This window comes from Oribacterium sp. FC2011, from assembly GCF_000701645.1.
Taxonomy (GTDB): Bacteria; Bacillota; Clostridia; order Lachnospirales; family Lachnospiraceae; genus Oribacterium.
Window position 1 is genome coordinate 73565 of sequence record NZ_JNJM01000018.1, and the last position, 13706, is coordinate 87270.

Annotated in this window: 12 protein-coding genes; 1 reads left to right on the plus strand and 11 read right to left on the minus strand. The window is 38.7% G+C overall.

Annotation, left to right across the window (positions count from 1 at the left end; translation table 11 throughout):
• Positions 1-19: 19 nt before the first annotated feature.
• The 7 genes from T357_RS0114305 to T357_RS0114335 all read right to left on the minus strand — a co-directional run bounded on the left by T357_RS0114305 (position 20) and on the right by T357_RS0114335 (position 7454).
• Positions 20-535 carry a PulJ/GspJ family protein gene (locus T357_RS0114305; RefSeq protein WP_031554039.1) on the minus strand — a complete coding sequence of 172 codons (516 nt, stop codon included), beginning with the start codon at positions 533-535 and terminating at the stop codon, positions 20-22.
• 10 nt (positions 536-545) lie between these two features.
• The gene (locus T357_RS0114310) at positions 546-869 is read right to left on the minus strand and encodes a hypothetical protein (protein WP_031554042.1); all 324 of its coding nucleotides are present in this window, start codon (positions 867-869) and stop codon (positions 546-548) included.
• Between the two features lie 54 nt (positions 870-923).
• A complete protein-coding gene (locus T357_RS0114315; protein ID WP_031554045.1) occupies positions 924-1784 on the minus strand; it encodes a hypothetical protein in 861 nt (286 codons plus the stop codon).
• Positions 1785-1885: 101 nt separating this feature from the next.
• Positions 1886-2590 carry a hypothetical protein gene (locus T357_RS0114320; protein WP_031554048.1) on the minus strand — a complete coding sequence of 235 codons (705 nt, stop codon included), beginning with the start codon at positions 2588-2590 and terminating at the stop codon, positions 1886-1888.
• Between the two features lie 13 nt (positions 2591-2603).
• Positions 2604-3878, minus strand: coding sequence for a hypothetical protein (locus tag T357_RS0114325; RefSeq protein WP_031554052.1), 1275 nt, complete (start codon positions 3876-3878; stop codon positions 2604-2606).
• Positions 3879-3899: 21 nt separating this feature from the next.
• Positions 3900-6497, minus strand: a complete 2598-nt coding sequence (gene pilM / locus T357_RS0114330; RefSeq protein ID WP_031554054.1) for a pilus assembly protein PilM — start codon at positions 6495-6497, stop codon at positions 3900-3902.
• 78 nt (positions 6498-6575) lie between these two features.
• Positions 6576-7454, minus strand: a complete 879-nt coding sequence (locus tag T357_RS0114335; RefSeq protein ID WP_031554056.1) for a prepilin peptidase — start codon at positions 7452-7454, stop codon at positions 6576-6578.
• Positions 7455-7911: 457 nt separating this feature from the next.
• Here T357_RS0114335 and T357_RS20470 point away from each other — a divergent pair, with 457 nt between their 5' ends.
• Positions 7912-8463, plus strand: coding sequence for a hypothetical protein (locus T357_RS20470; protein WP_049962456.1), 552 nt, complete (start codon positions 7912-7914; stop codon positions 8461-8463).
• Positions 8464-8716: 253 nt separating this feature from the next.
• Here T357_RS20470 and T357_RS0114345 read toward each other — a convergent pair whose 3' ends face one another.
• From T357_RS0114345 to T357_RS20475, 4 genes are all read right to left on the minus strand, one after another.
• The gene (locus T357_RS0114345) at positions 8717-9229 is read right to left on the minus strand and encodes a hypothetical protein (RefSeq protein WP_031554059.1); all 513 of its coding nucleotides are present in this window, start codon (positions 9227-9229) and stop codon (positions 8717-8719) included.
• A 262-nt stretch (positions 9230-9491) separates the two neighbouring features.
• The gene (gene fliY / locus T357_RS0114350; protein ID WP_031554061.1) at positions 9492-10103 is read right to left on the minus strand and encodes a flagellar motor switch phosphatase FliY; all 612 of its coding nucleotides are present in this window, start codon (positions 10101-10103) and stop codon (positions 9492-9494) included.
• A 228-nt stretch (positions 10104-10331) separates the two neighbouring features.
• Positions 10332-11090: a hypothetical protein gene (locus tag T357_RS0114355; RefSeq protein WP_049962457.1), complete on the minus strand. Its 759-nt coding sequence runs from the start codon at positions 11088-11090 to the stop codon at positions 10332-10334.
• A gap of 347 nt (positions 11091-11437) precedes the next feature.
• A complete protein-coding gene (locus tag T357_RS20475; protein WP_031554067.1) occupies positions 11438-12970 on the minus strand; it encodes a GGDEF domain-containing protein in 1533 nt (510 codons plus the stop codon).
• Positions 12971-13706: the final 736 nt, after the last annotated feature.

Here is a 13706-nt window from a genome sequence, read left to right on the forward strand (position 1 = left end):
AATTCTTTCAAAAGTATTATTATTCTTTGATTGGTTTTATTATTATTTCTTCTAGTGAAACATATTTTTTGTCATCTTTAACTACCGAAAAATTTTTAATTATAAAAGCATCACCATCAAATTTAATTGTTTCCCATTCTGTATGAAGATTCTCTTTTTCTTCATACGGCACAATTGGAATTTCTTCATTTGATCCATGACTTATTGTAATCCCCACTGTATCTTTAGCATTTAATGTCACTTTTTCACTTTTGTTCATATTGTTAAAAGATATCGTTTTTGACTCAGTATCTTTCGGAACAACTGAATCAGGATCTACATAAATTAATTCATCATTAATAAGTGTAAAAGCTGTAGAAAATAGTACCTGTGCACGTGCATACTCAGTTACTTGTTTATATACTCTAGTTGCTGTAGCTAATCCTGCCGTTATCATAATTCCTACAAGAGACATTATGATCAAAGTAGTTAATGTCTCTGTGAGTGAAAATCCTTTATTACTTTTAATTTTTAATCTAACGTTATTATTTATCATAATTATTCACTCAATAACTATATATAACCATCTTTGTGCTATCTGAATCTGAAATATTAGAATAGAGAGGTGTTGAATAATTTGTTTCATTATTCAACAATGAATTATCAAATTCCAGACTCGCATCATCCTTTTTCAAAGATCCATCTTTTTTATTAATGTTTGATAAATCATTATAATAATCTTCTATAACCTCTTTAGTTTCTGTAATGATGTTATTTGCCGCAATAGCCATTGAGGCAAAAATAATCATAGACATTGCCGCAATAATACTTGAAACAAGTGTTTCTGTTATTGTCTCGCCTTTTTTGTTTTTAAGTAATTTTTCTAACATTAAATATCAATCCTTTTACGAATAATAAAAACCAGCTTATTCATTACATTTCAATTATTTTGATTTTTCTATAGATAACGTCTTGAATTTTAAGCTGTACTCTCTTATCTTTGTACGATCATCTCTAGTTCCTGTTGTCTTCATTTCTATTGTTTCATTACAGTCTAATTTGATCAGCATAGAATAAGTGTTTCCTATATTATCATTCTCTGGATCTATGTGATTTTCACATTTAATCATTAGAATACCTGCTTTATCTAGATACATAGAAACATCTACCTTAAGACTTTCAAGTTCACCCGATTTAGAATGGACACTCAGAACAGTTTTTTTAATATATGGTGATTCATCATCAGGAAAAACTCCTGTATATCCAGATTCTTTTCTGCCTTTAAACCATTTATCATTAAACTCCTCAGGATAATCTTCACTTACACCACTAGCTTCTTTCTTCTTTATATAATTAGTGACTCTATCATCAACATGTTCTTCATCAATACCATCATCAGTTAATAGATCAAACAAAATCCCTGAAGTCAATTCATCCTTTTTAGTTGGAGGATTCGTAGTACTTTCCATTATATCTAATTCAGGTGGATAATAATGATATTCCGTATATTCAATTTCTTTTTCAGGATCATCAGGATCAGGTTTTGTACCTTCTGTTATCTCCAACTTGTCCGTAGCTTGAATATATGTATCTTCACTGCATAACGTTTTCTCTAAAAATCTAGCAGCGGAGCTAACGGCATAATAGTTTTGATCTTGTTTACTCATCCCTTCCAGTCTTCCACTTGACGCTGTTGCACTCACCAGTATCATGGACCCTGTGACCGCACAAACAATAAAAAACAAGAGGGCCAACATGAGTGTAGCGCCATTATTTGATTGTAACTTTCTCAGCACCTTTCCCATTTGACCCTCTTTAATTATCTTGTTTTATGAAAGTACTTATTTCTTTTAATTATGTCTTTCGTTATTCGTTTTTAAACAACCTGTTTCGGGATATATCCAGATCAGTACTTAACACCATGTTCTTCTGCTATTGACTCTGCCATGGTTTCCAGTGTGTTTCTCTGAATACCTGATAGATCAGCATTACCAAGACCGACATAGCCTCCTGAAGTATTGCTCTTTCCCATATCAAGACCCGCTGTGGTTACTGCACCGATAAGTGTCTCATAGAAAGTGACACTTAGATTGCAATTGATGGGGCTTGTGAGCAAGGTTATATAAGTATTTGAAGATTTATCGGTAGCTGAGATGGTGATATCGCTTATCATGCATCTGTACTTACTGTCATGAAGCCTCTGTAGTATATCTCTGCATACTCTGTAGTTTGCTGTTGAGAAGTTGATATTAATTGTTCTTCTTACGGTGTCGTCAGTTGCTACAGGTGTCTGAAAGCTGTAGTTATACTTTTCGGCAAGAGGAACAAATATAGAGTTAAGGAGTGCAGCTTCAGACTTGAAGTTATCGTAGGTTGCAACAACACCTGTCAGGGTATCCTGATTGGTAGTAACCTCATTCTTCATGTCTTGAATCATTTTTTGCTTTTTTAGCTCCGTCTCTATCTGCTGTTCTATCTCAAAGGTATCAGCTTTTGCTATTCTTTCCTGTACCGGGATTTTTACAAATCTGTAGTAAACAAGGCAGAGCAAGGCAATAACTACGATGAGAAGAAATGCTTTTTCAAATTTAGAAAAGGGTCGTTTCAGCATTTTTGCTCCTAAATCAATGTAATGGATTTATAGATGAATCTACTGTTCCCAAAGGTGAGGACGGACCAAAGCTTGAGTTGGTAACAGGACTTGAATCTGATGATGCTCCGATTCCAACTGTTGGACCCGATGTCGAAGATGAAATCGGTGATCCGGACGTTGATGTCGGAGATCCTCCTGAAATAGTAACATTACCACCAAACTGACTTGTATCTGTATCAATATATGAAGTCTGGCTGCTGGCGGAAGAAGCTGCCTGTTGTTGTGCCTGAGCCTGAGCAGCTGCCTGAGCAGCCTGCTGTTCTCTCTGCTTAGCGGCTGCCTGCTGTTGTGAAGCTGCCTGAGCATCAGCTGCCTTCTGTGCAGCCTGTGCTTTAGCCTTGGCATCTGAACTACTGCTTGATGAACTTGACTTTGAGCTTGAAGATTTCGAATCCGAAGAAGACTTTGACTTATTGTCTTTAGAGCTTTTATCTTCCTTTTTGGTATCCTTCTTCTCTTCTTTCTTTTCTTCCGTTTCTTCTTCAGTATCTTCGGAAGGTTGCTCTATGATTGCCGGTACATAAACATTTGTACCTGTTGCAAAGCCTGTCGGACTTGCATCAAGGTAGGCATCCACTGCTGTCTCACCGTTAGCAAGTGCTGCCTCAACCTCCGCCGGTGAACGGAAGTTTACGGTTATGGAAGCATCCACATATAACGGAGTAAGGACATTCCCATCCTCATCTACCTCAACCTGTGTGTTGTTTTTCTTATCAACTGTACTTGCTGTCTGAGCTGTTACATATCCAACATACTCCGACTCTTCAAGTTGTTTGATGATCTCCGGAATCATTTCTGCTTCAGGCACACCTAAGTTTATATGTGCAATGTTATCAACGATCTTGATATTCTGTATACCGCCTGTGGTATGTATACGCTGATCGAGGACATTCAGCATGGTTATCCTGTCCTGAGCTGCAACTTCGCTTTCGGTAAGAAAACCGTTTCCATAATGACTATACTCAGTGATGACATTTGCATATTCATTGTTTTCGGCTTGAAGAGCATGAAGCTCTTCAAGCTTTTGATTAAAGTGACTTTCTGCTGCGTCAGCCTTACTTAGCTGTGCACTTACTCCGTATTTCGAGAAGAAATACAAAGCAACAAGATACAACATAAATATCAACAAAGTGAAAACGATATCAGTTCTCGTCTTCTCTTTATACATGAGATTTATGGTTTTCTTGACAGGTAACTTCCTTGCCCTACCGATCTGTATTTTTTTTGCATTAGCTTTAAGTGCCAAATCGGTACCCTCCCTTTAAATTCATGAAGTTTGTCCTTTTAAAAATCGTTCAGTAAGTTCTTCTATGGCTCTGTCAGTATCCGTATCATATTCGTCTTCGTCCAAATGTTTTACCCATTGATCATCGGATTCTTTGACAGGATCATCCATATAGTCGTTTAGTCTGATAAGTCTTGCAGCAAAATCATTTTCTGAAGACTCTTCTGTCTTTGTATCATTGTTTGTTGAAGATTCTGCTTCCTGACCATCAGAAGACTTTTTAGCAAGACTTCTTATCAGATCGAAGGCCTGTTGCTCCAGCTCATCTTCAGAGATATCTCTCGAAAACATCGGAGGTTCCTGCTTCTCCTCTACAGCATTTACTACCGGAGAAGCTTCCTGAACCGGTGGTGTCACTGACTCGATGACAGGTGATGTTTCCTTGACAGATGCTTCCTGTACAGCTGCCACCACTGATTCAATGACTGGTGGTTTATTCTGAACAGATGTAGTCGTTGGATTAGCTATAGAATGTACATCCTGGACTGAAGCAATCAATGATTCGACCACAGTAGGTTTTTCCTGAACCGGTGGTGTCACTGATTCAACGACAGGCGAAATTTCCTGAACCGGTGCTGACACCGACTCAATTACCGGTGGTGCATTCCGGACTACAGGCTCTTCCACTGATTTGATCACAGGAAGTTTCTCCTGAACAGGTTCAGCCACGTCTTTGATGACCGGGGCTACATTCTGAACCGGTTCAGCCTTTGCTTCCATGGTTGAAACATGTTCTTCCAAACCAATCGGTTTAAGCTCTGAATTATTTGTAAACTGTTTCAGATCCTGTGAACTTAGTGGAGCTGAAACCGCCCATTCTGTAATAACTGGTTCACGTATAGGTTTGATAATCGGCTGTGTTTCCGGTTCCGGTGTGAATTTTGATACCGGCACAGTTTCGGAAGTCTCAGGCTCTGATGTTGGTATAATCAGAGGAACAACTTCAGAAGTAACCTGCTGAACAACAGGTTCCGGTGTAGGCTTGATAACAGGAACAGCATCTGTGACTACCTGTTGCTGTACAGCATTTACGACCGGCTGTATTACCGGCTCCGGTGTAGGATTTATCACCGGTACAGTATTTGAAAATACCGGTTGCTGTATAGTATCAACCACCGGCTGTACTACAGGCTCCGGTGTGGGCTTGATTTCAGGCACTGCATCTGTGACTACCGGTTGTTGTACGGTTTCAACGACTGGCTGTACTATCGGTTGAACAACAGGCTCTGGATCAGTTTGTATCACTGGTACAACGTTTGTAGGAACCGGTTGATGTATCGGTTGCTGAACAGCTTCAACCACTGGCTGTACTGCCGGCTGAACAACCGGCTCCGGTTTACGATCAATTGTAGGAATCGATGAAGGCATCGGTGCCGCCTGGCTTTCAGCTTCAACTGCTTTACTTACCTGTGAAGCCAGAGAGTTAAGGTCTGTATCATTGGCATCCAGCTTGGATTCGGAGACAGGTTTCTCAACGGTACCTCTGTACTCTTCATCCTTAAAGGAATCCATCTTCTGCTTCTCATACTGTTCGATATGATGCCTGAATCTGTCGGCTTCCTCAGCTGTCAGAGGCTTAGGCTCATAATCGGGATCCACGGTGATTCCATGGCTTTGGGGACAGGAGATGAAGCTGTCTCTTACTTCATCGTCCATTACAGCTACCAGATCGCCTAAAGGTCTCACAGGAAGATTAACGGTTTCAGAAAGAACCTTTATATATTTCCTGATGTTGCTGACTCCGCCGCAATAGTACAGTGTATCGATATTGTTATTGTTATTGCTGTAGCTATAGAAGTTAAGAGCTCTCATGATCTCAACCGCTCTGTTTTCATACATCTGAACCAGACTTGGATGAGACTGTATATTATTGAGATTTTCTTCCAAAGCCAGATGCGAGATATGTATATCTGTACCGTTTATCTCACTTATTTTTTCTGCCAATGCATAACCACCGGGTTCAAATGTTCTGGTGGCGTTGTAGATTCCTTTATTATAGAAATGAATCTTGAAGCTCTGATCTCCCATGTCGAGGATCGCAAAATCCTTCTGCTCCTCGATCGAGAATTGCTGTTTGTATGCACCCAGAATTCTCTGGATTCCGATAACCTCCGGAACCAGTCCGATAGGAACCAGCTTTGCAGCCTTTGCCATCTTACGGTAGCGTTCAATGAGCTCCTTACTGCAGGCTACGGCCTGAAGTCTCATACTCTTATCTGTCTTTTCTATAACCGCATAGTCATAGAAATATTTGTCTGAACTTTCAGAAATGTAGTCATGGAACTCAAACGGAAGATTCAGCTCAAGTTGCTGAAGATTCATAAGAGGCAGCTCGATATTACGGATATAAACACCGTTCAGAGGCACACTGAAGATTACATTTTTACATTTTATGCCGTGCTGTTTCAGAGTGTCACGGAGAAATTCTGACATGGCATCCCAATACTGGATCATGCCGTCTTTTACCGCATTGTCCGGTACGTTCTCATAAAAGTAGCTCTTTAATTGTCCTTTAACTACATAAGAAACCGATATACGGTAATTACCTATGCTGATGCCGACAACCTTATTGATTCTCATCATTAACCCCTAACTAATGTGTACTAAACATTTAAATAGAATCCTTATTGAAAGGTTCCGTAATCCCTAAAAGATCACCTAAAACAAAAGACCGATATACCAGTCCACAAATTCACTTCCTATAAAAATAGAAATCATTACAGCAAGTGAAATGGAAGGTCCAAAAGGTATTTTGTCTTTTTTTAATATAAAAACAAATATGAGTCCAACGATGCAGCTTAGGATGAGATTAAAAAGTGCCACCCCGGGTCTCATATAAAGTCCCGTCATAAATAACAGTTTAATGTCTCCGCCTCCCAGACTTTCCTTTCCGGATATTTTGTCGAAGACGATTGATAAAACAAGCATAAACAGCGCTATTCCAAAACCGCTTATAAGCCCGGACTTTAAGTCCTGAAGCATTAGCTCCATAGTGCTCAGGGATTCGATTTCTGCCATTTCCGCTATGTTTTCGGCTTTTATAACATCATTTGCAAAACAGAAAGTGACGCCCTGACCTTTAGTGAGTGCTATCATGGGCAGAGTCATTAGCCACCAGATGATGCCCATGACATGAAACCTGTCCGGAATAATAAAGGTCTTGAGATCCACCAGACTAAGTCCCATGAGAATAACTGCAAGTCCCATGTATCGCAGTGCCTTGAAGGAAAGATCAAATTTCAATACAAGAATTACAAACGTAACGCCTAATATAAATTCAACCCAGGTTGACTCCGGACTTATCTTAGCTCCGCAGTGACTGCATCTTCCTTTCGATTTGAGATAAGACACTATGGGGATAATATCCAGTGCAGTAAGCGGTGTTCCGCAAACATCACAATGAGAGCGTCCTTTGAGAACACTCTCCTGCTTTACAATTCGCCATGCCATACAATCGATAAAACTACCGAGAACAGTTCCAAGAATAAATACTATAGTCAGAATATAAAAAGTTAATCCTATACTTGTATGGTTCATATGATCCCCTGCATATAAAACAAGAGTATGATTCCCTTCGGTGACTCTTGATGCACCATTATTAAATTCCGATAAAATTTATTAAAAAAAATCCCTTATTGATACGTCGACTTAAGATAAATCAAATATAAGCTAAATATAGCAATTTTCGCCAAAAATCTTAAAAAAAAGATTAAATTTCCGCTAAAACTTTGTTTGGTGAGCTCGTAAAAAAATCCAAAAGAGTAGCAGTACAATGTAATTTAATGTGAGAATTGAATAGAGTCTGTCTGTGAAATTATTAACTTTCTTGTCGAAATATTAAAATTTTGTGCTCCAGTATTGAATTTAATCACTCTGATGTTATACTTCAGTTGTTTAATAGTGTGAGGGGACAATATATTACTCCCGCATACACAGCGTATCACTTAAAAGCGGTGCATGCGCAATTAATGTTCTTAAACCAGGAGGGTTATATATGAAGTTGAAGAAGCTTTTAACAGCAACAATCGCTGCTCTTATGATCACAGGATCAGCAATGACAGCTATGGCAGGATGGATTGCTAATGGTAATTCATGGTACTATCTCAAGAGCGATGGTACTTGGGCTGTAAATCAGTGGGTAGGCAACTACTATCTCGGACCTCAGGGCGTTATGCTCACAAACACATGGACACCGGATGGTTATTTCGTAGGCGCTGATGGAAAGTGGATACCAAATGCAAATACTACAGATGTAAACTCATCTATCGCTCTTATCGGAACATATCAGTGGACATACACAGAATATGGCTCTAGTGTTACTCCTGCAACTTTTATTGATACACGTGAAGTTTCCATTAACACTGATAAGTCTCTTACAGTTATCGAGCGTGTAAACGGACAGGGCGCTACAACATCACAGGTATCATTCATCTCAACAAATCATTACTTAAGTGTTATCAATGATCGTACATTCGATTTCAACAATGGTGAAATGACCATCACAAATACTGATGGAACCATTATGCACTTTACAAAGATTGCTTAATCTGAAACTCATATAGAAGAGTTATAAGTCCTACGCATTGCGTGGGACTTATTTTTTACCCACCCCGTGTGGATTTATTTTTGCGATAAAATTGTCACGCGGTATTGTGCTTATACAAAAGCACATGTGGCGGATAATAAAAAAGATCCCGAGACAGTTAACCATCTCAGGATCTTATTCTATTCTATAAACGAAATTCAATACTCTGACCATACACATATTTCCTCACTCAAAGATTTTTGTTGCTTGAAAATCAAACAACACGGTCATAAGTAGATCTTTCTTCGTCCACTAAATAATCGCTGTCCAAAGTATACGTGCTATCTGCATAAACATCCACATTACGATATGCAACATCGGAATAATGAATCTTTGCATTACGTATCTCTTCTTTAGACTTTGCCTGTTTTAAAATACGCTTGTACTCTTTTACTTCCTGCTCCCTTTGAGTAACCTTACGATAGGAATCGGGATCATACTGCTGGAGATAAGCCTTCTCATCAGAAGTAAGCTTTTGTCCGGAGTCAGCCTTGCGCTTTAACTGATCAAGGTTTTGCTGATTAGGACGTTCAAAGAGAATCCTGTTCTCTTCCTTTGCCTGTTCTGAAGTTTCATTCTGAAACTTTCTGCTTTCAGACTGATTTGTTTGATCCAGCTTCTGGTTGTTGCGGCTCCGCAAATCTAAATACTGCTGCCAGCGATTTTCCGTACTGATCCGTTCCTGGTTATCGTATCTGGCTACACCCTCGATTGCCTGATAACTCATTTTGAACCTCCTTGTAAATGCTAACGACTCTCCTTCGCCGTTAATATGTAGTTACAATACACGTACATAGTATTTTATGAATTTATTATAGTATAGATTTTCTAAATAGCAAACAGAATATAAGTAGTTTTTTCAAAAAAAATATTAAAAATCTATAAACTTTATAAATTAATTTTAATAATTCGTGCTATGAAGGTTTTTTGACGGATTTCGAGAAAGCAATCGAGGATGGTTTCTGCCAGCAGGCACGGTTATCTTCTGCTTAGCCGTACTGTCCTGCTTTCTTCTTAATGGAGAATTTATCACACATTTCAACAGCAAATGGTATAGGATAAAGCTGCACCATGGTAGAATGTATCAGATCACCGATATCCATCTTGAATGCCACCTTAACAAACTGTTCCGTATTGGAATCAAAGATCTTTTCAAAGACTTTGACACTATCTACATCGATTTTACATACATCAGGCGGACTGATATCAACCATACGATCCAGCAATGTAGCAAGAGAGCTTGCCGAAGCTCCCATCATCTGATTCATTGCTTCGGAAATGGCACTCATGTGCATATCATTCACTTCTCCTTCGCTGTTTCCGGGTCCACCCATCATGAGATCTGTGATGGCGATAACATCCGGCTCCTGCAGGATGAAAACATTATTCCCATCAAGACCTTTAACATAATGAATCTGTACAAAGATACAGGTATTTTGATAATCATCCAATGCATTGCTTCTACTGATGATACTTACGCCGGGAGTTGTGATATTTACCGGGTTATTTACCATCATGCTAAGATTTGTAGCTGCATTTCCCATACTGATATTTGCGATCTCTCCCAAAATATCCTTTTGCTCATTTGTTAATTCGCTCATTCGTATTCCCTCGATTTTAAATGATCATTTCCTTTATTTGTCTTAAAAAGCAATCTATGTTTTATGCTTACAATATATGAATATTGCCTCCCTGCTTTATCCCAAACACAGCATGTAAACTCCCGGTTGCTCTTCAATACAGAAATAGCTTTCTAATAATATTTATCGGTTAAAGCATTATCTTAATAAGAGGTTTTTTAGAAAATTTATAGAAAAAGCATTTTGCTTCTAATCTGTTTTTGGTTTCCAGCTTCTGGACATATGACCGTCATCATCAAATGCGTAATAATAGTCGTCAATAATTTTTGTCTTGCTTTTTATTTTCTTTCCGTTGGAATCGAAATAGAACCAGTATTCTCTGGTGGTTCCCGCCTTTCTTTCATAAACAGGAAGCTGTATCCACCCTTCCCTAAGGTAACAATCATTCCATTCACCAAAATAGTAGTCTGAAAATACCCAGGCAATGGAATCATAGTCCTGCTGCTTTACATCGGTGGAATCGATCCAGCCATAGAGCATACGACCATTTTTGTCGAAAGCATACTTTTTTCCTTCTATGGTTTTAATGTCTTCTTCCGTAAAGGTTTTACCTGATTTATAAGCTTTTCCGTCATTTCCGAAATAGTACATAAAGTACTGAGCCTTGTAGTTCTTTTTTTCGGACTGATCTATGGGGATTGCTTTCCATGAATCTCTGAGGAGTGCACCATTTGAATCTACGTAGAAATAATCAATGCCATCGGCATTTTCTTCGGCAATCAGCTGGTTTTTGCTAATGTTTCCGTTGGAGTCCAGATAGAACCAGTAACCATTGGCGGACTTCCATGTATCTGTGGCAACAGTGCCGTCATCTTTTATCCATTGCCATACCCCGGAGGTGTTTTTCCATCCTTCGGCATATGAAGTCAAGACACCTGCCGTCGTAATTATGACATATGTATATAGTGTGATCAAAATTCCGGTTTTGATCTTTGTCTTCAGTTTCATCCCCAAATCACCCCTGTCTATATCGCTTGGCATAACGGAAAATATAGAGATAGCTGTTCCCCGTGCTATCTCTATTTGTTTTATCGGATGGAAAACATCTGAGTATTAATAATATTTGTCAGATTTACTCTTTAAATATTTTGAAAGCTTCCTGTATGATTCAAATATGCGAGGAAATCGACGTTGAAAATTACTTTAAATAAATTTGTATTGTTACTGACATGGGAGTTGGTAAGAAATCAAACGTAAAGGTGCAGACCTACTTAAAACCACCGGGGACGGTTCTCGCCGTTGAAAACCGTCCCCGGTGGATAGGAGGCAAACCCCTTGCGGTGTGAGACTACGGATTATCGTCTTCTAAGTCCGCTTTCCTGATAGTACCGGTCTTTGTCTTCATACATTTTCTTATCTGCCATTCGTTCAAGTTCATCTATATCAGATTCCGGATGATCTTTGTGTGTGGCATATCCTATGGACAAAGACATTTGATTAACAAGCTTGCCATGCCACTTTTCAGCTTCCGATAATATATCTTCTTTTAGTTTTTCGGGTTCTGATGAATGTGCAATGATGAAATATTCATCTCCGCCTGTTCTGTAAACACGACCGTTTCCTGCCACAACCAGGGACATGCAGTCTGCCGCGCCCTTTATAAGCTCATCTCCCGCGGCATGGCCTATCTTATCGTTCACGGATTTTAAACCATTTACATCAACTGAATAGATGACAAAATCATCTTCCATTCCGTTGTTTCTTATACTTATAAGATCCTCTTCAAAGCATCTTCTGTTGTAAAGTCTGGTGAGTTCATCCGTCATGGATATACGGACGAGATGCTCTTCACGTTTTTTATCTTCATCAATATTCTGCAGTGTGTAAATAATTACCTGAGGCACACCTTTTTCGTCTACTTCAACCGGGATATACAGTGCCCTATACCATCCTGAGAAGATACTCTCAAATTCATAGGTAATATATTTTTTCCCGATAAGTCTTTTCTGAACAGTTTTTATATTGGTGAATTTCTGGAAATCACTAACATATTTGTGAATAACTTCCATTTTTAACTTGCGATTCATAATGGAGTGGTTATAAGAGTTTAAGTCCAATGTATGCTCCACAGGAACTTCCTCTCTCAGTGACATTTCCGTCATCTTCGTGAAATTAAGGAGGTTAACATTGTCATATATCTCCGCCATGGAATATAAAATATGAAGCTGATCTTTCAACTTCACCTTGTCGGCCTCAATGGTCTGATTCTGGTTGAACATATCCTCGAGATAACTGTTCATGGTTCTCAGAAGACCATAGCCTACTACAAGCATTACAACAGTCTCAATGGTCAGTCCGACAATCATATTTATGAAATATGAAGTGACCGAACTAAAGTCTGTTCTTAATGCTCCATAATACGGCGCAGTGATAAAGGTTCCAAGCACCATCATCATATAATTTGTAATGACTGTGGTGAGATAAAACCACTTGTCGCAGAAAAGCAGTGACAGTACAGGCACTGAGAACCATGTAAGATGAATTCCTACATGGGCGTAACACATGTATAAAAGGAGGATTTCCAGGGCCAATAGAGCGAACATACTTACCCAGGCTGATGCCGGTTTCCAGCGTCTCAGATAATAATGAACAAGTGCGATGATCAGCATGGTCAGTGAGATATGAAGACATGTTATCATCTGAACTTTTCGAAATACCCCGGTATAGACTCCGCCTGCAATTGCAGGACCCGTAAGGATACAGAACCACAGAATATTATTCAGGTATTTATTTAGCTTAACCCTGTTATTATTTATGAATTCTCTGTATTTTGTTGAGTTTTCCGGAGAATTCCGGTTCTGGTTGGTGATAGTCTTATTTATGTCCAAAGTGGTGGGTCTCCTCTGCTTTTTGCGCTTTTACTTGCATCTGCGCTTTTAGTTGCATCTGCAATTTCACTTGAATCTGCGCTTTCACTTACATTTGTGCTCTCACTTGCATCTGCGCTTTTACTTGCGCTTTTACTTGCGCTTACGCTTACACTTGTTCTTACGCTTGCTCTTACATGCTCATATATTATTAATTTAGTTAAGATATCTGAACACAATAATGCGTTTCTAAATTACTATATATAGTATTTCGTGATAAAACATTTGATTTATAAGTTTTTTATTAGTTTTGGAATAATTATTCTGTAAAGATTTAATCCGGATTCTGATTCTACAATATAAGGTTTAGGATTTGACAATATAAGGTTTAGAATTTGACAATATAAGGTTTAGAATTTGACAATATAAGGTTTAGAATTTGACAACAAATGGATAGGTTCGGCCTCGAATACGATAAAAACCATCTCCCGGCATGACTCAGGATGGATATTACTTGACTTGAAGTCAAAAATAAAAAGTCGGTGGGTTGACTTCAGATGAATTAAATCGGAAATGAAGTCAATGAACTTAAGTCAGTGAAATGACTTCAGATAGATAAAGCCGGATTTGGAGTCAATGAACATAAGTCAATGTAATGACTCCAGATGGATAAAACCGGTTTTGGAGTCATTGAAAGTAAGCCAGTGGAATGACCTCAGATGGATAAAACCGGTTTTGGAGTCATTGAAAGTAAGCC